At 71.7% G+C, this 18,643-nt stretch carries 17 protein-coding genes and 1 pseudogene; 12 read left to right on the top strand and 6 right to left on the bottom strand.

Annotated features, from left to right (window positions below; all coding sequences use genetic code 11):
• Window positions 1–12 precede the first annotated feature (12 nt).
• From ACZZ9K_RS04125 to ACZZ9K_RS04115, 3 genes and pseudogenes are all read left to right on the top strand, one after another.
• The gene (locus ACZZ9K_RS04125; RefSeq protein WP_463443386.1) at window positions 13–762 is read left to right on the top strand and encodes a lysophospholipid acyltransferase family protein; all 750 of its coding nucleotides are present in this window, start codon (window positions 13–15) and stop codon (window positions 760–762) included.
• A gap of 79 nt (window positions 763–841) precedes the next feature.
• On the top strand, window positions 842–1,855 hold the full coding sequence (locus ACZZ9K_RS04120) for an NAD(P)H-dependent glycerol-3-phosphate dehydrogenase (RefSeq protein WP_031259730.1): 1,014 nt from the start codon (window positions 842–844) through the stop codon (window positions 1,853–1,855).
• A gap of 59 nt (window positions 1,856–1,914) precedes the next feature.
• Window positions 1,915–2,996: pseudogene (locus tag ACZZ9K_RS04115) on the top strand (D-alanine--D-alanine ligase family protein).
• A 6-nt stretch (window positions 2,997–3,002) separates the two neighbouring features.
• On the opposite strand, the gene ACZZ9K_RS04110 reads toward ACZZ9K_RS04115, so the two are convergent.
• Window positions 3,003–3,488, bottom strand: a complete 486-nt coding sequence (locus ACZZ9K_RS04110; RefSeq protein ID WP_463443385.1) for a DUF3515 family protein — start codon at window positions 3,486–3,488, stop codon at window positions 3,003–3,005.
• Window positions 3,489–3,512: 24 nt separating this feature from the next.
• On the opposite strand from ACZZ9K_RS04110, the gene thiL reads away from it, so the two are divergent.
• On the top strand, window positions 3,513–4,508 hold the full coding sequence (gene thiL / locus ACZZ9K_RS04105) for a thiamine-phosphate kinase (RefSeq protein ID WP_463443384.1): 996 nt from the start codon (window positions 3,513–3,515) through the stop codon (window positions 4,506–4,508).
• A gap of 19 nt (window positions 4,509–4,527) precedes the next feature.
• Here the strand turns inward: thiL and ACZZ9K_RS04100 are convergent, their stop codons facing one another.
• Entirely contained in the window at window positions 4,528–5,088 is a 561-nt protein-coding gene (locus ACZZ9K_RS04100; RefSeq protein ID WP_027465899.1) for an RsmD family RNA methyltransferase, read from the bottom strand.
• 97 nt (window positions 5,089–5,185) lie between these two features.
• On the opposite strand from ACZZ9K_RS04100, the gene ACZZ9K_RS04095 reads away from it, so the two are divergent.
• From ACZZ9K_RS04095 to ACZZ9K_RS04065, 7 genes are all read left to right on the top strand, one after another.
• The gene (locus tag ACZZ9K_RS04095; RefSeq protein WP_463443383.1) at window positions 5,186–7,414 is read left to right on the top strand and encodes an ATP-dependent DNA helicase RecG; all 2,229 of its coding nucleotides are present in this window, start codon (window positions 5,186–5,188) and stop codon (window positions 7,412–7,414) included.
• Between the two features lie 38 nt (window positions 7,415–7,452).
• On the top strand, window positions 7,453–7,938 hold the full coding sequence (gene coaD, locus ACZZ9K_RS04090; RefSeq protein WP_071244868.1) for a pantetheine-phosphate adenylyltransferase: 486 nt from the start codon (window positions 7,453–7,455) through the stop codon (window positions 7,936–7,938).
• A 116-nt stretch (window positions 7,939–8,054) separates the two neighbouring features.
• A complete protein-coding gene (locus tag ACZZ9K_RS04085; protein WP_071405664.1) occupies window positions 8,055–8,627 on the top strand; it encodes a YceD family protein in 573 nt (190 codons plus the stop codon).
• A gap of 55 nt (window positions 8,628–8,682) precedes the next feature.
• Window positions 8,683–8,886: a 50S ribosomal protein L32 gene (gene rpmF / locus ACZZ9K_RS04080; RefSeq protein ID WP_017888273.1), complete on the top strand. Its 204-nt coding sequence runs from the start codon at window positions 8,683–8,685 to the stop codon at window positions 8,884–8,886.
• Between the two features lie 13 nt (window positions 8,887–8,899).
• Window positions 8,900–9,625, top strand: a complete 726-nt coding sequence (gene rnc / locus ACZZ9K_RS04075) for a ribonuclease III (RefSeq protein WP_221935172.1) — start codon at window positions 8,900–8,902, stop codon at window positions 9,623–9,625.
• A 4-nt stretch (window positions 9,626–9,629) separates the two neighbouring features.
• Window positions 9,630–10,601 carry a bifunctional DNA-formamidopyrimidine glycosylase/DNA-(apurinic or apyrimidinic site) lyase gene (mutM, locus tag ACZZ9K_RS04070; protein WP_463443382.1) on the top strand — a complete coding sequence of 324 codons (972 nt, stop codon included), beginning with the start codon at window positions 9,630–9,632 and terminating at the stop codon, window positions 10,599–10,601.
• 31 nt (window positions 10,602–10,632) lie between these two features.
• Entirely contained in the window at window positions 10,633–14,361 is a 3,729-nt protein-coding gene (locus tag ACZZ9K_RS04065) for an AAA family ATPase (protein WP_463443381.1), read from the top strand.
• A 97-nt stretch (window positions 14,362–14,458) separates the two neighbouring features.
• Here ACZZ9K_RS04065 and ACZZ9K_RS04060 read toward each other — a convergent pair whose 3' ends face one another.
• Entirely contained in the window at window positions 14,459–14,617 is a 159-nt protein-coding gene (locus tag ACZZ9K_RS04060) for a hypothetical protein (protein ID WP_171907827.1), read from the bottom strand.
• A gap of 83 nt (window positions 14,618–14,700) precedes the next feature.
• Window positions 14,701–15,570 (bottom strand): signal recognition particle-docking protein FtsY, encoded by an 870-nt coding sequence (gene ftsY, locus ACZZ9K_RS04055; protein WP_027465892.1) that lies wholly within the window; start codon window positions 15,568–15,570, stop codon window positions 14,701–14,703.
• A gap of 216 nt (window positions 15,571–15,786) precedes the next feature.
• Between ftsY and ACZZ9K_RS04050 the strand changes: the two genes are divergently transcribed.
• Window positions 15,787–16,812 (top strand): TerC family protein, encoded by a 1,026-nt coding sequence (locus ACZZ9K_RS04050; protein ID WP_138803677.1) that lies wholly within the window; start codon window positions 15,787–15,789, stop codon window positions 16,810–16,812.
• A gap of 78 nt (window positions 16,813–16,890) precedes the next feature.
• Here ACZZ9K_RS04050 and lipA read toward each other — a convergent pair whose 3' ends face one another.
• Together lipA and lipB are read right to left on the bottom strand one after the other, a co-directional pair.
• Window positions 16,891–17,874, bottom strand: coding sequence for a lipoyl synthase (gene lipA / locus ACZZ9K_RS04045; RefSeq protein ID WP_214527399.1), 984 nt, complete (start codon window positions 17,872–17,874; stop codon window positions 16,891–16,893).
• Complete coding sequence (gene lipB / locus ACZZ9K_RS04040; RefSeq protein WP_463443380.1) at window positions 17,871–18,626, bottom strand: lipoyl(octanoyl) transferase LipB; 756 nt, start codon at window positions 18,624–18,626, stop codon at window positions 17,871–17,873. The genes lipA and lipB overlap by 4 nt, the downstream gene beginning before the upstream one ends.
• Window positions 18,627–18,643 lie beyond the last annotated feature (17 nt).

Genomic DNA, 18,643 nt, shown 5'->3' with positions numbered 1-18,643 from the left:
ACCGGCCTCCCCGTGCGTGGGCGCCGGTGGCGCCGCGGTGAGCTGAACACCGCGTTCCGGATCGTCGCCTCGATCGTCATCCCGACGTTCCGGTTCTCGGCGCGCTACCACTGGCACGGCCCGAACCGCCTGCCGGCGGAGGGCGCGTTCGTGCTCGCACCGAACCACTTCACGAACATCGACCCGCTGGTCGTGGGCACCGCCGTGTACATCTCGAAGCGGGCGCCGCGGTTCCTGGCGAAGGCGTCGCTGTTCAAGGTCCCCGTGGTCGGCAAGCTCATGTCCGGCATGGGACAGATCCCGGTCGAACGCTCCGGCCGGACGCGCCTGAGCGACCCGCTCGGGGGCGGCCGGTCCCTGGTCGAGCAGGGCGGGGCGATCATCGTCTACCCCGAGGGCACGCTCACCCGCGACCCCGACCTGTGGCCGATGCGCGGCAAGACGGGCGCGGTGCGGATCGCGCTCGAGAACGACGTGCCGCTCATCCCGATGGCCCACTGGGGCACGCAGAACATCATGGCCAGGTACGGCAAGAAGCTCCGGCTGTTCCCGCCGTCCCGCGTCGACGTGATGATCGGTGACCCGGTCGACCTGTCGGCGTACCGCGGCCGGCAGATCGACCAGCAGATGCTCGGCGAGGCCACCGAACTCGTCATGCGCGAGATCACCGCGCTGCTCGAGGTGCTCCGTGGCGAACGGGCACCCGCGACCCGCTGGGACCCGGCGGCGAACAACCAGAAGGAGACCGGCCGGTTTGAGTGACCTCCGACCCCACGACGACCGACCCGACCCCGCCGCCGCGGCTCCGGGGGCCTTCGACACCGCCGCGATCCGGGTGGTCATGCAGTCGACCGACAAGCCCCGGGTGGCCGTGATCGGTGCCGGCAGCTGGGGCACCACGTTCGCGAAGGTGCTGGCCGAGGGTGGTGCGTCCACCGTGGTGTGGGCCCGACGCCCCGAGGTCGCCCGCGAGATCACCGAGACCAAGCGCAACTCGGACTACCTGCCCGGCATCAACCTGCCCCGCACCCTGACCGCGTCGACGTCCCTGGAGCGCGTGCTCGACGGCGCCTCGCAGGTGTACGTCTCGGTACCGTCGCAGACCCTGCGCTCGAACCTCGCCGCGATCCGCGAGCTGCTGCCCGCGGACGTGCCGGTCGTCAGCCTGATGAAGGGCGTCGAGAAGAGCACGGGACTGCGGATGAGCGAGGTCCTGCTGCAGGGCCTCGGCATCGACCAGGACCGCATCGCCGTGGCCAGCGGCCCCAACCTGGCGCTCGAGATCGCCCGACGGCAGCCGACCGCCGCCGTTGTGTCGTCGTCGTCGCTGGAGACCGCCACCGACGTCGCCGCCGTCGCGACGAACCCGTACTTCCGGTCGTTCATCAACACCGACGTCATCGGCACCGAGTTCGGCGGCGTGCTGAAGAACCTCATCGCCGTCGCGATCGGCATCGTCGACGGGGTCGGCTACGGCGAGAACACCAAGGCCTCGATCATCACGCGCGGCCTCGCCGAGATGACCGATTTCGCGGTGTCGCTCGGCGCGCAGTCGTCCACGCTGTCCGGGCTCGCGGGCCTCGGCGACCTCATCGCCACGTGCCAGTCGCCGCTGTCGCGGAACAACACCGCCGGGCGGTTGCTCGGCCAGGGCTACCGGTTCGACGAGGTCGTCCGCCAGATGAACCAGACGGCGGAGGGGCTGGCTTCGGTCGCCCCGATCCTCGAGCTGGCCGCGGCGAACGGCGTCGACATGCCCATCGTCAGCCAGGTCGGCGAGGTCCTCGCCGGTAGGCTCGATCCGCGCAACATCGCGCCGCACCTCACCGAGACCGACGAGCCGCAGGGCGAGTGACCGGTCCCGCACCGAGTCACGAAGGGACTCCCGTGCCCACGATCCCCGAGGGAACCCCCATGCCCAGGACCACCGTCGCCGTGCTCTTCGGCGGTCGCTCGAGCGAGCACGAGATCAGCTGCGTGACCGCCGGCGGCATCATGGACGTCGTCGACCGGGCCGAGTACGACCTCGTGCCGATCGGGATCACCCAGGACGGTGCCTTCACGCTGCAGTCGGACGACCCGGCGCAGTGGACCATCCGCGACGGCGCGCTGCCGACGGTGCCCGACAACGGCACGCGGATCGCGTTCCCGACCTCGCCGGCGACCAACGAACTCGTCGTGTCCCACCCCGACGGCACCGTCACCGCGATCCCGGTCGACGTGGTGTTCCCGATCCTGCACGGCCCCTTCGGCGAGGACGGCACGATCCAGGGTCTGCTCGAGATCGCGGGGCTGCCGTACGTCGGCGACGGCGTGCTCGCGAGCGCCTTGGCCATGGACAAGCACGTCGCCAAGGCCGTGCTCGAGCACGCCGGGCTGCGGGTCGCACCGTGGACCACCGTGCTGCGCCGGCAGTGGGTGGCCGACCCGGTGGACGTCGCCGAGACGATCGCCGCGCACGGCTGGCCGCTGTTCGTCAAGCCGGCCCGCGCCGGGTCGAGCATGGGCGTCTCGCGCGTCGACGAGCCCTCGCAGCTGGGTGCCGCCATGGACCTGGCATTCGAGCACGACTCCAAGGTGATCGTCGAGCCCCGTGTGGTCGGCCGCGAGGTCGAGGTCGCCGTGCTCGAGGGCCGTGACGGAGTGCCGCGCACGAGCCTGCCGGGCGAGATCGTCGTGGCCGAGGACGGCTTCTACGACTTCGCCTCGAAGTACCTGGGCGGCGACGAGTCGCTGCTCTGCCCGGCACCGCTGACCGACGACCAGACCGACGAGATCCGCTCCATCGGTGCCCGCGCGTTCGAGGCCATCGGTGGTTCGGGGCTCGCCCGTGTCGACTGCTTCCTGACCGACGACGGCTTCGTCGTGAACGAGGTCAACACGATGCCGGGCTTCACGCCGCTGTCGATGTACCCGCGCTGCTGGGCGGCGTCGGGGTGTCCTACGGCGAGCTCGTCACCGAGCTCATCGAGCTGGGTCGCGCGGCCGTCCGCTGACGGGCGTCAGCCCTGCACGTCGTCCGGGTCGAGGCACTCGTGTCCGTCCTTCGGCAGCGAGGACACGGCGTCGGACAGCTCCTGCACCACCGTCGACGTGGTCTTCGTCGAGTCGACCACGACCTGCACCGCCGGCGACCGACCGAACGTCGTGAAGACGACCTGGTCGCCCCGGTCGTCGCGGATCCAGTCGACGCCGCCCTGCGAGAAGCACGGCAGGTCGGACACGGTGGGGACGGCGACACCGCAGTGGTAGATCGCCACCTCGGGGTCGCCCCAGGCAGCGGTCGCCTGCGCGTTCGTGTTCCGCAGGTCGAACTTCGAGTCCACGGTCGCGGGCAACCGGACCTGCACGGCGGCGCACGCCGCTGCGTCGGCCGACGGGGCTGCGGACATCGACACGGCGTTCGTGCACCCGGTCAGCCCGGCGGCGAGGGTGATCACGGCCCCCACGATCGCGAGGGTGCGAGGGGTGCGGCGCGCGGTGTCCATCGTCGTCCAGGCTACCGTTCTCGTGTGGATGCGACGGACGACGCCTGGGCCGGACCGACGGTGGGGGAACTCGGCGAACTCGTCGTTCTCGACCGGATCACGAGTCGCCTGCCCGCAGGCACACCGATCCTCGGCCCCGGAGACGACTGCGCGGTCGTTGCCGCCCCCGACGGCCGCTTCGTCGTGACGACGGACATGATGGTGCACGGTCCGGACTTCCGGTGGGCGTGGTCGTCGCCGACGGACATCGGCTGGAAGGCGGCCGCCACGAACCTCTCCGACGTCGCCGCGATGGGTGCCGTGCCGAGCGGCCTCGTGATCGCCCTCGCCGCCCCGCAGGGCACCCCCGTGGCCGTCCTCGAGGGCATCGCCGACGGCTTCCGGCTCGCCGTCGACGCACTCGCGCCGGGGTGCGGGGTCGTCGGGGGAGACCTCTCCACCTCGGCGACGTTCACGGTGGCCGTCACCGCCTTCGGTGACCTGCTCGGCCGCGCGCCCGTGCTCCGGTCGGGTGCGAGCGTCGGTGACGTGCTCGCGGTGTCCGGCGAGCTCGGACGTGCCGCCCGTGGGCTGTCCCGGCTGTTCCGCGAGGGCGTCGACGGCCGGGGCGAGCCGGACCGTGCCGCGACGGTCGCGAGCGGCGCGGACGTCGACCCCGACGTCGGACGCCAGCGCCGCCCGGTGCCCCCGATCGCCGACGGGCCGCTCGCGGCCGAGGCAGGGGCCACCGCGATGCTGGACCTGTCCGACGGCCTGGCGATCGACGCCGGTCGGCTCGCCCGTGCCAGCCGGGTGACGCTCGAACTCGATGCCGCCACCGACCTCGACGAAGTCGCGCTGCACGGTGGCGAGGACCACGGACTGCTCGCCACGTTCCCGGCCGACGCGGTCCTGCCCGGGGGCTTCCGGCGCATCGGTGTCGTGCGGGAGCGCGGCGACACGGACCTGCTGCGCGCCGGTGCCGTCGTGCCGACGACCGGCTGGGACCCCTACGCCGACTGGGACGGCGCCGCCGGCTGACCCGGTTGCCCCCGTTGCCTCAGCCGGCGGCGACGGCCTCCCACGCGACGGTCTCGCCGTAGCTGCGCTTGCTGAACGGCGCGAGCCCCGCCGGCCAGGTGGGCTCGGGGGAGCGCTTGCTCCGCTCGACCACGACGACGGCATCCGGCGTCAGCTTCGGCGCCAGGGCCTCGAGCACCTCGGCGAGCTCGTGCTCGGTGACGTCGTAGGGCGGGTCGATGAACACCAGGTCGAAGGTGCGGACGGTCCCGCGCAGGTACCCGAGCACCGGCTGCGGCTGCACGTCGATCCGGACGCCAGGCACCCGCTGCTGCACGGCCTTCGCGTTCGCCCGGCAGGCCTGCGCGGCGGCGGATGCCCGGTCGACCAGGACCACCTCGGCCGCACCGCGGGACGCTGCCTCGAGCCCGAGCGCGCCCGTCCCCGCGTACAGGTCGGCCACCGACGTGGCCTCGACGAGCCCCCGTGCCTCGAGCGACGAGAACAGTGCCTCGCGCACGCGGTCGCTCGTCGGGCGGGTGCCGGACTTCGGCACCCGGAGCGTCAGGGAGCCGGCGGCGCCGGCGATGATGCGGGTCATGCAGCCACCGTATCGGCCCGGCGGGTCCGGTCCGGTGTTCTCCACAGGCCGCTCGGGAGGCACGGGTGGGGTCGGTCGTGCCCGGTACCGTTGGAGCGTGGTCACCTCCGGAACCCCCGCTGCGCCGGACGCGCCCGACCTCGGTCCGGCGCCGCTCGACGCGCGGCTCGCGAACGTGCTCGGCGGTCGCACGGCGACCGCGATCGAGAAGGCCTTCGGCTACCGCACGGTGGGGGAGTTCCTCGAGCACGCGCCCCGCCGTTACGCCGAGCGTGGTGCACTGACGGCCCTCGACTCGCTCGCGATCGGCGAACCCGTCACCATCGTGGCCGAGGTCGTCGACGTCCGTGAACGCACCATGCGCGCGCGCCGCGGTTCGATCCTCGAAGCGAAGATCGGCGACGGCAAGGGCCTGCTCACCCTCACGTTCTTCAACCAGGGGTGGCGCACGAAGGACCTCGTCCCCGGCGCCCGGGGTATCTTCTCCGGCAAGGTCAGCGACTACCGGGGTGCCCGGCAGCTCGCCCACCCCGACTACGAGCTGTTCGACCCGGACGACCCCCGCGCCACGGCCGAGCCCGGTTCCGACGAAGCGATCCGGTGGTCGCGTCAGCCGATCCCGATCTACCCGGCGACGGCCTCGCTCACGTCGTGGCAGATCGCGAAGTCCATCGGGATCGTCCTCGACACCCTGCCGGACCTGCCCGACCCGGTGCCGGCGTCCGCGCGGTCCCGGCTCGACCTCGTGCCGTTCCGCCGTGCCCTCGAGCTGCTGCACCGCCCCGAGAAGGTCGCGGACTTCAAGCGCGCGCAGGACGCCCTGCGCTACCGCGAGGCGTTCGTGCTGCAGACCGCCCTGGTGCAGCGCCGGATCGCGGCCCGTCGCACCGCGGCCACCCCCCGCGTGGCCGCCCCCGGTGGCATCCTCGAGCGCTTCGACGCCACCCTGCCGTTCACGTTGACGGACGACCAGCGGGCCGTCGGTGCCGACATCGACGAGGACCTCGCCCGCACCTGGCCCATGCACCGGCTGATCCAGGGCGAGGTCGGGTCGGGCAAGACCCTCGTGGCGATCCGGGCGATGCTCACGGTGGCCGAGTCCGGCGGCCAGTCCGCGCTCATCGCCCCGACCGAGGTGCTGGCGGCCCAGCACCTGCGCTCCATCGTGAAGTTCCTCGGGCCGGACCTGGCCGCCGAGCTCCGACCGGTGATCCTGACCGGGTCGCAGTCCACCGACGAACGTCGCCGGGCCCTGCTCGCCGCGGCGTCGGGCAGCTCACGGCTGGTCGTCGGCACCCACGCGCTCCTCGGGGACCGGGTGGACTTCGCCGAGCTGGGGCTCGTGGTGGTCGACGAGCAGCACCGCTTCGGTGTCGAGCAGCGCGAGGCCCTCCGCACCAAGGGCACGACCCCGCCGCACGTGCTCGTGCTCACCGCGACGCCGATCCCGCGCACCGTCGCGATGACGGTGTTCGGCGACCTCGACGTCTCCACCATCACGGGCATGCCGTCGGGGCGCGCCGGCGTCGAGACCTTCACGGTCCCGCTGGCGGAACACCCCTGGTGGGAATCCCGGATCTGGTCCCGTATGGCCGAAGAACTGGCCAAGGGTCGCCAGGCGTTCGTCGTCTGCCCGGCCATCGACGACGCCCACACCGAGGACGACGGCGAGCCGGAGCCGGCCGAGGGCGAGGACGACGCCCCGAAGCGTGCCCCGGCGACCGTGCTCGCCACCGCCGAGCGGATGCGCACCATGCCCGTGCTCGAAGGGCGCTCGATCGCGGTCCTGCACGGCCGGATGACCGCCGACGAGAAGGACCGCGTGATGACGTCCTTCGCCTCCGGCGACCTCGACGTGGTCGTGGCGACGACCGTGATCGAGGTCGGCGTCGACGTCCCGAACGCGGCGATGATGGCCGTCCTCGACGCCGACCGGTTCGGGGTCTCGCAGCTCCACCAGCTCCGCGGCCGCATCGGTCGTGGGCAGTGGGCCGGTGTCTGCCTGCTGGTCACCTCGGCCGAGCTCGAGACCACCTCGCGCGAGCGCGTCGACGCGGTGGCCGCCTCGGACGACGGGTTCGAGCTCGCCCGGGTCGACCTCGAGCTCCGGCGCGAGGGCGACGTCCTGGGCGAACGGCAGTCCGGTGGGCGGTCCTCGCTCAACCTGCTCCGGGTGGTCGAGCACGCCGACCTCATCGTCGACGCGCGCGGAGAAGCGGAGCGCGTGCTCGAACCCGATCCCGAGCTCGAGGGGTCTCCGGCCCTCCGTGACGCCCTCGCCCGGCGCCTCGACGAGTCCGACGCGGCGTTCCTCGGCAAGAACTGACCCCGGAGCACGACGGCCCGCGCGGTATCGTCGCTGCCATGGCGCAGATCGCGGTGGTCCCCGGTTCCTTCGACCCCGTCACCCTCGGGCACCTCGACGTCATCGGCCGCGCGGCCGGGCTCTTCGACGAGGTGCACGTCCTCGTGGTGCACAACCCCGACAAGAAGCCGGCGATGTTCGAGGCGGTCGACCGGGTGCGGCTCATCCGCGACTCGCTGGTCGAGGTCGGCGCGCCGGACACGGTCACGGTGGGCGAGTGGACGTCCGGCCTGCTGGTGGACTACTGCCGCCAGGTCGGGGCGAAGGTCCTGGTGAAGGGCGTGCGGTCCGGCGAGGACGTCGCGTACGAGACCCCGATGGCCATCATGAACCGCCACCTGGCTGATGTCGAGACGGTGTTCCTGCTGCCCGAGGCGTCGCGGGCGCACGTGTCGAGCTCGCTGATCCGGCAGGTGTCGTCGCTCGGCGGAGACGTCACGCCCTACGTGCCGAAGACGGTCGCCGACGCGCTCGCGGCCCGCTGAGCACGCCCGCCCAGCCCGGCCGGCACGCGCACTGCGCTCACCGCGTCCGGACACGCCTGTCGCCACCTCGACTCTCGGCCCCGATCGCGCTAGGCTTGTCGATCGTGTCTTCCCCCGTGAACAGCCCCTACGCCCTGCGCGTGCGCGACCTCGCGCACCGGCCGGGTGAGATGCGCGAGCACTCGCTCGACATCGAGGTGCCCGACGCGATGGGGGCCGGTCTGATCGGCGTCCGACAGGGTGCCGAACTGCACATCGACGTCAAACTCGAAGGCCTGCACGAGGGCGTCCTCGTGTCCGGACACGCTTCGGCCGACGCCACGGGGGAGTGCTCGCGCTGCCTCATCGACATCAGCGAACCGATCGAGGTCGATTTCGCCGAGCTGTTCGCGTATGATGCCTCGGAGGATTTCGACTTCTTCGTTCGCGATGACCACGTGGACACCGAACAGGTCGTTCGAGATGCGGTGGTGCTGTCGCTGCCGTTCCAGCCGGTCTGTCGACCGGACTGCCCAGGACTCGACCCGGTGACGGGCGAGCGTCTGGCCGACCTCGGCGAGCAGCCCGCTCGTCAGGTGCTGGATCCCCGCTGGGCAGCGCTCAGCGCGATCGAGCTCGACGACAGCACCGACGGTGACACCACCGCACCGAAGACCACCGAGGGCGAGGAGCGGGCCGAGACCGAGTAGGTCCCGACACCGCCAGCCCCCGTACCGACCACCGACCAACCGAAAGAGATTCACCATGGCCGTTCCCAAGCGCAAGCAGTCCCGTGCGAACACGCACGCCCGTCGTTCGCAGTGGAAGGCCACGCCGATCCAGCTCGTGAAGACGATCGAGAACGGTCAGGTCACCTACAGCCTCCCGCACCGCGCGAAGGTCGTCGAGGACTCGGCCGGCACGCCCCTGTACATGGAGTACAAGGGCCGCAAGGTCGCCGACGTCTGATCGGACCGAACGCATGACGACAACGTCCGGCGCTGCGGGGTCTCGCCCCGCGGGGCCGGACGTCGTTCGTCTGCAGGGCATCCTCGGGGCCGACATCGACCTCGAGCTGCTCCAGCTCGCCCTGACGCACCGCTCCTACGCCTACGAGCACGGGGGCATCAAGCACAACGAGCGCCTCGAGTTCCTCGGGGACTCGATCCTCGGCCAGGCCGTGACCGTGAAGCTCTACCGGTCCTTCCCCGACCTCGACGAGGGTGACCTCGCCAAGCGTCGGGCGAGCCTGGTGTCGACCGTGGCGCTGGCCGAGATCGCCCGGATGATCGGGCTCGGCAGCTACCTGCGCCTCGGCAAGGGCGAGGAACAGACCGGCGGGCGCGACAAGTCGTCGATCCTGGCCGACACCGTCGAAGCCGTCATCGGCGCCACGTACCTGTCGGCCGGTCCCGACCCGGCCACCGAGCTCGTGCTCCGCCTGGTCGAACCGCTCATGATCGACCCGGACCGCTTCGGCGCCGCGATGGACCCGAAGACGAGCCTGCAGGAGCTCGCCTCGAGTCGTTCCCTCGGCAACCCGGCGTACCGCGTCACCGAGACCGGCCCGGACCACGACAAGACCTTCATGGCGACGGTCGTCCTGCAGGGCGAGGACATCGCCACCGGCACCGGCTCGAGCAAGAAGGCCGCCGAGATGGCCGCAGCGCTCGACGCCTGGACCCGGCTGTCCGGCCGAGCGGCCTGACCGCGTGCCCGAACTCCCCGAGGTCGAGGTCGTCCGCGTCGGCCTCGAACCCGCCGTCAGCGGCGCGCGGGTCCTGCACGTCGACGTGGTCGACGACCGTGCCCTCACCCGGCACGACGGCCCCTCGGAAGACTTCGCCGACCGTCTGACCGGTCGCACGATCGCCGCTGCCGTGCGCCGGGGCAAGTTCCTCTGGATGCCGCTGCAGCCCGAGCACGACGGGGACCGCCCCGAGGCACTCGTCGCCCACCTCGGCATGAGCGGGCAGATCCTGCTCGGCCGTGGTCGACCGGCGGCCAAGCACCGTCGGATCCTCATCGACGTGCAGCCCGCGGGCACCGACCGCTCGGGTGCGGCGGAGCCCCCCGTGGAGCTCGAGTTCGTCGACCAGCGCACGTTCGGCTCGATGGCGATCGACGCGATGGTGCCGACGGTCGACGGTGCTCCCGCCGGGTTCGGCGGGCAGGTCGACGCGATCGACCCCGATGCCGTGTGGCGTCGGTGGGTGCCCGGGCAGGTGTCGCACATCGCCCGTGACCCGCTCGACCCCGCCTTCGACGACGACCGGTTCACCGCTATGGCGCGGAAGCGTTCGAGCGGCATCAAGCGGGTGCTGCTCGACCAGGGCGTCGTGAGCGGCATCGGCAACATCTACGCCGACGAGTCGCTCTGGGCCGCGAAGCTGCACTACGACCGCGCCGCCGACCGCCTCACCCGAGCCGACCTGCGTCGGCTGCTCGACGAGGTCCGCACGATCCTGCGCCGGGCGCTCGAGGACGGCGGCACGAGCTTCGACGCCCAGTACGTCAACGTCAACGGGCAGTCCGGGTACTTCTCGCAGCGCCTGAACGTCTACGGGCAGCAGGGGAAGCCGTGTCCACGCTGCGGCACGACGATCGTGCGCGAGGCCTTCATGAACCGGTCGAGCCACATCTGCCCCGTGTGCCAACCCCGTCCCCGCGCCCGCACGCGTTAGCCTGACGCCAACCAGAGCATCCGGAGACCGCATGTACTTGAAGAGCCTGACCATCAAGGGGTTCAAGTCCTTCGCGCAGCCGACGACGTTCGCGTTCGAGCCGGGCGTGACGTGCATCGTCGGCCCGAACGGCTCCGGCAAGTCGAACGTGGTGGACGCCCTGGCCTGGGTGATGGGGGAGCAGGGGGCGAAGACCCTGCGCGGCGGCAAGATGGAGGACGTCATCTTCGCCGGCACCTCGACCCGCGGTCCGCTCGGTCGTGCCCAGGTGCTGCTGACCATCGACAACAGTGACGGCCTGCTGCCGATCGAGTACTCCGAGGTGACGATCGCGCGCACGCTGTTCCGCAACGGTGGCAGCGAGTACGCCATCAACGGCGAGAACTGCCGGCTGCTCGACGTCCAGGAGCTGCTGAGCGACACCGGCCTCGGCCGTGAGATGCACGTGATCGTCGGGCAGGGGCAGCTCGACAAGGTGCTGCACGCCACCCCCGAGGACCGCCGCGGCTTCATCGAGGAGGCCGCGGGGATCCTGAAGCACCGCCGTCGCAAGGAGAAGACCCTCCGCAAGCTCGACGCGATGCAGACGAACCTGACCCGCCTGTCCGACCTGGCCGGTGAGATCCGGCGGCAGCTGAAGCCCCTCGGGCGGCAGGCCGAGGTGGCACGGAAGGCCCAGTCGGTGGCCGCGGTCTTCCGCGACGCCAAGGCCCGCATCCTCGCCGACGACGTGGTGCGCCTGCGCCGCGAGCTGCACGACCACCAGGAGGTCGAGGCGGGCCGCAAGTCCGAGCGCATCGTCCTGACCGAGCGGCTCGACCAGACCCGGGTGCGCCAGCAGCACGTCGAGCAGAGCATGGTCGGCGACGACGTCGACCGTGCCCGCACCGTCGTGCACCGGCTCGAGAGCGTGCAGGAGCGCCTCCGTGGCCTGTCGAGCCTGGCGAACCAGCGCCTGATGTTCCTCGCGCAGCAGGCCGACGCGCCACAGCAGGGCCCGACCGTCACCCAGGAGCAGGTCGCCGGGGTCCGTGCCGAGGCCGACCGCCTCGCCGCCCGCGCCGACGAGATGCAGGGCGGCTCGGCGACGACCGCCCGCGCGGTGCAGGACGCACGCGCCGCGCTGGACGCCCTGGACGAACGCATCGCCGCCCAGGCTGCCCGGGTCTCGCAGCACGACCTCGAGGCGCAGCGGCTCGCCAGCGCCGTCGACGTCGCCCGGTCGAAGCGCGGTTCCGCCGTCGCCGACCGCGAGCGACGGGAGCGGGCTCTGGCCGAGGCCGGGGAGCGTGCCGAGCGTGCTGCGGCGGCCCTCGCCGAACTCGGTGTCGACCCGTCCGAGGGCGTCGACGAGACCGCGCTCGCGCAGACACTCGAGCAGGCGCGCGCCGAGCTCGAACGGGCCCAGACCGCGCGCGACGAGCAGCGCGACCGGCTCCACGCCCTCGAACGCGAGCGGGACGCCCTCGACGCCCGGGTCACCGCGCTCGGCATGTCGATCGAGGTCCGCGACGGTTCGCAAGCACTGATCGACGCCGGTCGCGCGGGCATCGTCGGTCGCCTGGCCGACAGCCTGACGGTGTCGCCCGGGTTCGAGGCCGCGATCGCCACCGCGCTCGAGGGACTCGCCGACGCCGTCCTCGCCGACGACCGCGGTGCGGCGCTCGATGCCGTCGACCACGCCCGCGCTGCCGACCTCGGCCGCATCGACGTCGTCGTCGCGGACGCCGCGTCCGTCCCCGCGGCCCTGCCCGAGACGCTGTCGGCCGGCGTCCGCCGTGCCACGGACCTGGTGCAGGGGCCGCCGGCGCTCGCGTCGATCCTGCGGGACACGCTGGTCGCTGAGACCGACGACCTCGACCTGGAGGCCGTGCTCACGGCCGCCCCGCACGCCACGGTGGTCACGCGGTCCGGCGACCTCGTCCGTGCGGTCCGCGTGACCGGCGGCGGGGAGCGCGTGACCTCGCGCATCGAGCTCGCCGCGGAGCGCGACGACGCCGTGACGCGACGCGACGCGATCGCGACCGACGCCGAGGACGCGGCCACGGGCCTCCAGGCCGCGCGCAGCGCCGTCGAGGACGCACGCCGCCGTGCTGACGAGGCCGACGCGGCATCCCGCGCCTACACGCGGGCGAAGGCCGAGTACGACCGGACGAGTGCGTCGACGCGGGCGAAGGCGGAGAACGCCGCGGCCGAGGTCGAGCGGCTGCGTGCCGCGCTGGCCGAGACCGACGGCGCCGTCGAGACCGCCGAGGCGGTGCTGGCCGAGGCCGAGTCGGCGCACCGTGCCTTCACCGACCAGGAGCGCCCCGTGGTCGACGCGTCCGAGCGTCCCGCGCTGCAGGACGCGCTCGAGGCCGCACGTGCCGCCGAGGTCGAGCAGCGGATCCAGGTGGAGACCGTGCGCGAGCGCGTGCGCGCCGAACGGAACCGCGCCGACCAGCTCGACCGCCAGCTCGAGGCCGAGCGCGCCGCCGCCGAGGAGGCCGCGCGGCTCGCCGTCATCCGCCGTGGCCAGATCCGGACCGCCGAAGCCGTCCTCGCCGACCTGCCCGGCGTGCTCGGAGCGGTCGACCGCTCGCTGGCCGAAGCGCGGGTGCAGCTGGCGGCGGAGGAAGCCGAGCGGTCGAAGCGCAACACCGAGCTGCAGACGATCCGCAACGAGGAGCGCGAGCTCCGGGACCGCCTGCAGACCATCACCGACGGCGTGCACTCGCTCGAGATGGAGATCTACGAGAAGAAGCTGCACGTGTCCGGCGTCCTCGACCGGGCGCAGAGCGAGCTCGGGCTGTCCGAGGCCGTGCTGGTGGCCGAGTACGGGCCGCACGTGCCGGTGCCCGTCGACGTGCTCGTCGACCCGCGGGTGCGCGCGCGGAAGCACCGAGAGGCAGAGCGCGCGGCGGCGGCCGCCGCCGCCGAGGCCGCGGGCGTGACCGAGCCGGAGGAAGCAGCGGCAGAAGCGGGTCCCGACACCGACGACGTGGCCCTCGTCGACGCGGAGTCCACCCTGCCCGGCGGCCCGGCGCTGCCCGAGTTCGACACGACCGACGAGATCGACCCCGCCGACGTCGAGACCGTGCCCTACGTCCGTGCCGAGCAGGAGCGCCGGCTCAAGGCCGCGGAGCGCGACCTCGGACAGCTCGGCAAGGTGAACCCGCTCGCGCTCGAGGAGTTCCAGGCGCTCGAGCAGCGGCACGCGTTCCTCGCCGAGCAGCTCGAGGACCTGCAGAAGACCCGGACGGACCTGCTGACGATCATCGACGAGCTCGACACGAAGATGCAGACGATCTTCGAGTCCGCGTTCAACGACACGAAGGAAGCGTTCGACGTCATCTTCCCGATCCTGTTCCCGGGCGGCTCGGGGTCCATCAACCTGACCGACCCGACCGACCTGCTCGGCACCGGGATCGACGTGCAGGTGAAGCCCGCCGGCAAGAAGATCGACCGCCTGACCCTGCTGTCCGGCGGCGAGCGGTCCCTGGCGGCGGTGGCGCTCCTCGTCGCGATCTTCACCGCGCGGCCGTCGCCGTTCTACATCATGGACGAGGTCGAGGCGGCACTCGACGACGCCAACCTGGGCCGCCTGCTGACCGTGTTCGAGCGTCTGCGCGAGTCGTCCCAGCTCATCGTCATCACACACCAGAAGCGGACGATGGAGATCGCCGACGCCCTGTACGGGGTGTCGATGCGGCAGGACGGCGTCTCGGCGGTCGTCGGGCAGCGGGTGCAGAAGCGCGAGCCGGCGGACGCGGTCGCCTAGGCGTCCTGGTCGCGACCGGACGGCAGACAGGAGGCGCGGTGCCAGCTGGCACCGCGCCTCCTGTTTGTCAGGTGCGTCCGGACAGGACGCCGGGTCGCTACGCGCGACCGCGGATCGTCCGGAGCAGCCAGCCGATGACCGCCAGCAGGATGAGCACGATGCCCACCCAGAGCAGGAACTTCAGCGCACCGACGAAGATGCCGCTGAAGAGCAGGACGAGGCCGACGATGATCGCGATGATCAGCAGTGCGGGCATGAGGGTCTCCTATCCCTGGAACGAGACCGAGCAGATGCCCGGACCGTCAGGGACGCTACTCCTCGGCGTGCCGACGCGTTCGCTCAGCCGACGAGGTTCTGCACGAAGACGTGCGGCGTGAAGCCCGTCAGGTCGTTGATGCCCTCGCCCTGCCCGATGAGCTTGATCGGGATGCCGGTCTTCTCCTGCACGCTCAGGACGAAGCCGGCCTTGGCCGAGCCGTCGAGCTTGGTGATGACGAGGCCGGTCACGCCGGCACCCTCGATGAAGGCCTGGGCCTGTGCGAGGCCGTTCTGGCCCGTCGTCGCGTCGAGGACGAGCAGGACCTCGCTGATCTCGGTCTGCTTCTCGACCACGCGCTTGATCTTGGTGAGCTCGTCCATCAGGCCGGCCTTGGTGTGCAGACGCCCGGCGGTGTCGATGACGACGATCTCGGTCTGGTCGCGGATCGCCTTCTCGACGGTCTGGTACGCCACCGACGCCGGGTCCTGCCCGGGCTGCGACGGACGGACGACGTCGACCCCGGCGCGCTGGGCCCAGGTGGCGACCTGCTCGACCGCCGCGGCGCGGAACGTGTCCGCCGCCCCGACGAGCACCGTGCGGTCGTAGGTCTTCAGGAACTTGGCGAACTTGCCGATCGTCGTGGTCTTGCCGACGCCGTTCACCCCGACGACGAGCACCACGGCGGGCCGCGCGCTGAGCTTCAGGGTGGTGTCGAGCTTCGAGAGCCGTTCCTCGAGGACCTCGCGGAGCATGCGCTGCAGGTCGGCGGGGTCGGTCGTGCCGTACCGGTCGACGCGGGCGTGCAGGTCCTCGATGATCTCCTCGGAGATGTCGGGCCCGAAGTCGGCGCCGATGAGGGCGGTCTCCAGGTCCTCCCACGTGGTCTCGTCGATCGTCTTGCGCTGGAAGAGGCCGCGCAGCCGTGAGGACAGTGACCAGGAACTCGCCATGCTCCCAGCTTAGAGCGCGGCACATGTCCGCTGTGCCCGGTATGCTCGGGAACACGAAGGGGAGTATTCCCTCTCGGTGACCCCGTCAGTACGGTCCGGAACGATCCGGCCCCGGGGCGCCGGTCGTGCGACACCGTTCCGGTGCCGGGCGACGGAAGAGACCTTCAGGCCTCGGCGTACCCGCACATCAGCGGCGCGCCCTACCTGAAGGAAACCATGGACGTCCCACTCTTCGTCTGGCTCATCACGATCGCCGGCATCCTCGCGCTGCTGGTGTTCGACTTCTACTCGCACGTGCGCACGCCGCACGTGCCCCACATCCGCGAATCCGCGTTCTGGTCCGCCTTCTACATCGGCCTGGCGATCCTGTTCGGCATCGGGATCCTGGTCTTCGGCGGCGGGCAGGCCGGTGGTGAGTACTTCGCCGGCTGGCTGACCGAGAAGGCGTTGTCGGTCGACAACCTCTTCGTCTTCCTCATCATCATGTCGAGCTTCGCCGTGCCGAAGGAGTTCCAGCAGAAGGTCCTGCTGGTCGGCGTCGCGATCGCGCTCGTCGCACGCGGTGTCTTCATCGCCCTCGGCGTCACGATCATCGAGAACTTCTCGTGGGTCTTCTACCTGTTCGGTGCGCTGCTGTTCTGGCTCGCCTGGTCGCAGGCCCGCAGCGGCAACGACCACGGCAGCGAGGGCGAGTCCCGGCTCATCCGGATCCTCAAGCGCATCATCCCGACCTCGGACCACTACGACGGCGACCGCCTGACCACCCGTGTCGACGGCAAGCGGCTGTTCACCCCGATGCTGCTCGTCATGGTCGCCATCGGCCTGACCGACGTGCTCTTCGCGCTCGACTCGATCCCCGCGATCTTCGGGCTGACGCAGGACGCCTTCATCGTGTTCACGGCGAACGCGTTCTCGCTGCTCGGCCTCCGGCAGCTGTACTTCCTGATCGCCGGCCTGCTCGAGCGCCTCATCTACCTGGGCCAGGGCCTCGCCGTCATCCTGGCGTTCATCGGTGTGAAGCTCGTCTTCCACGCCATGCACGTCAACGAGCTGCCCTTCATCAACGGTGGCGAGCACATCGAGTGGGCGCCGGAAATCCCGATCTGGTTCTCGCTGGGCTTCATCGCGCTGACGATCGCGGTCGCCACGACCGCGTCGCTGGTGGTCTCGAAGCGCCGCCAGGAGCGCGGGCTCACCCCGACCGGTCAGCCGAAGGAGTCGGTCGAGGCCGAGGCGAAGTAGCCGTCACCACCTGACGGACAGGAGGCGCGGTGCCAGCTGGCACCGCGCCTCCCGTCCGTCCGCGCGTTGTCCGGAGCGTCAGACGGCCTGTCGACCGGGGGTCGCGTCGAGCAGGTGGGCCAGGTGCTCGGGGACCGAGCCGCCGCGGGCCACCGTCGCCCGCGCCCACAGCCGGCCCGCCCGGTACGACGACCGGACCAGCGGTCCGGCGAGCACCCCGGCGAAGCCCATCTGCTCGGCGACCTCGCGGAGCTCGACGAACTCCGCAGGGCTGACCCAGCGCGCGACCGGCAGGTGCCGGGGCGACGGGCGGAGGTACTGCGTCAGCGTGATGATGTCCGTACCCGCGTCGTACAGGCGCTGCAGGGCATCCTCGATCTCGACGCGCTCCTCGCCCATGCCGAGGATCAGGTTCGACTTCGTGACCAGTCCGGCGTCGCGGCCCTGCGTGATGACGTCGAGGGACCGTTCGAACGTGAACGCCGGCCGGATCCGCTTGAAGATCCGCGGGACGGTCTCGACGTTGTGGGCGAAGACCTCGGGGCGGGCGTCGAACACCGGGCCGAGCTGGTCCGGTCGCCCGTTGAAGTCCGGCACCAGGATCTCGACGCCGGTGCCGGGGGAGTGCTCGTGGATCGCGCGGATGGTCTCGGCGTAGAGCCAGGAACCGCCGTCGGGCAGGTCGTCGCGTGCGACGCCGGTCACGGTCGCGTACCGCAGGCCCATCTCCGCCACGGAGTCCGCGACCCGGCGGGGCTCGTCGCGGTCGAGCGGTTCCGGCTTGCCGGTGTCGATCTGGCAGAAGTCGCAGCGACGGGTGCACTGCGAGCCGCCGATGAGGAAGGTGGCCTCGCGGTCCTCCCAGCACTCGAAGATGTTCGGGCAGCCGGCCTCCTGGCAGACGGTGTGCAGCTGCTTCTCGCGCACCAGGCTCGACAGCTCGCGGAACTCGGGGCCCTGCGTGGCACGGGTCTTGATCCACGCGGGCTTCGTCTCGATCGGGGTCTCGGCGTTCCGGGCCTCGACCCGGAGCATGCGGCGGCCTTCGGGGGCGAGGGTCATACGAGGGTCTCCTGTCGGGCGGGCGCGGTGCTGGTGCTCGTGCTCGTGCTGGTGCTGGTGCTGGTGCTGGTGCTGGGGGCCGTCGTGCTGATCCGGCGGCCGCTGTGCATGCCGTCGACGGCCTGTCGGACGCGGTCCGCGACCAGGGGTGCGAGGTCGTCGACGGTCACGTGGGCACGCCCCGCGAGCGCCGCCGCGGCGCTCAGCGTCGTGACCCCGGCGTCCGCGATGCCGCACGGGACGATCGCGGCGTAGGCGTCGAGGGCGTTGTCGCAGTTGATCGCGATGCCGTGGCTCGTCACGCCCTCGGCGACGTGCAGGCCGATCGCGCCGACCTTGGCGGCGGGGGAGCCGTCCGTGCCCGGCACCCAGGCGCCGCTGCGACCCGCGACCCGGTCGGCGTGCACACCGACGGCAGCCGCGGCGTCGATGACGACCTGCTCCAGGTCGCGCACCCAGGCGACGACGTCGAGGGGTTCGGCGAGCCGGACGATCGGGTAGGCGACCAGCTGCCCCGGTCCGTGCCAGGTGATGCGTCCGCCGCGGTCGGTGTCGACGACCGGGGCGCCGTTCGTCGGCAGGTCGGACGGTTCGGTGCGGCGTCCGGCGGTGTACACGGACGGGTGCTCGCACAGCACGAGGGCTCCGGGGGAACGGCCGGCGACGACGTCGGCGTGCAGGTCCCGCTGCAGGGCGAGGCCTGCCGGGTAGTCGAGCAGGCCGTGATGGCGGACGATCTCGAGTTCCGGCATGCGGCGAGCGTACGACA

The organism is Curtobacterium sp. AC268 (assembly GCF_979258745.1).
This window is presented reverse-complemented; position numbering and strand designations above follow the sequence as displayed.

Coding starts and splice junctions, on each gene's coding strand:
- ACZZ9K_RS04120 (WP_031259730.1), top strand. CDS start 842: ATGCAGTCGACCGACAAGCCCCGGGTGGCCGTGATCGGTGCCGGCAGC.
- ACZZ9K_RS04110 (WP_463443385.1), bottom strand. CDS start 3,488: ATGGACACCGCGCGCCGCACCCCTCGCACCCTCGCGATCGTGGGGGCC.
- ACZZ9K_RS04100 (WP_027465899.1), bottom strand. CDS start 5,088: ATGACCCGCATCATCGCCGGCGCCGCCGGCTCCCTGACGCTCCGGGTG.
- coaD (WP_071244868.1), top strand. CDS start 7,453: ATGGCGCAGATCGCGGTGGTCCCCGGTTCCTTCGACCCCGTCACCCTC.
- rpmF (WP_017888273.1), top strand. CDS start 8,683: ATGGCCGTTCCCAAGCGCAAGCAGTCCCGTGCGAACACGCACGCCCGT.
- rnc (WP_221935172.1), top strand. CDS start 8,900: ATGACGACAACGTCCGGCGCTGCGGGGTCTCGCCCCGCGGGGCCGGAC.
- ACZZ9K_RS04065 (WP_463443381.1), top strand. CDS start 10,633: ATGTACTTGAAGAGCCTGACCATCAAGGGGTTCAAGTCCTTCGCGCAG.
- ACZZ9K_RS04060 (WP_171907827.1), bottom strand. CDS start 14,617: ATGCCCGCACTGCTGATCATCGCGATCATCGTCGGCCTCGTCCTGCTC.
- ftsY (WP_027465892.1), bottom strand. CDS start 15,570: ATGGCGAGTTCCTGGTCACTGTCCTCACGGCTGCGCGGCCTCTTCCAG.
- ACZZ9K_RS04050 (WP_138803677.1), top strand. CDS start 15,787: ATGGACGTCCCACTCTTCGTCTGGCTCATCACGATCGCCGGCATCCTC.
- lipA (WP_214527399.1), bottom strand. CDS start 17,874: ATGACCCTCGCCCCCGAAGGCCGCCGCATGCTCCGGGTCGAGGCCCGG.
- lipB (WP_463443380.1), bottom strand. CDS start 18,626: ATGCCGGAACTCGAGATCGTCCGCCATCACGGCCTGCTCGACTACCCG.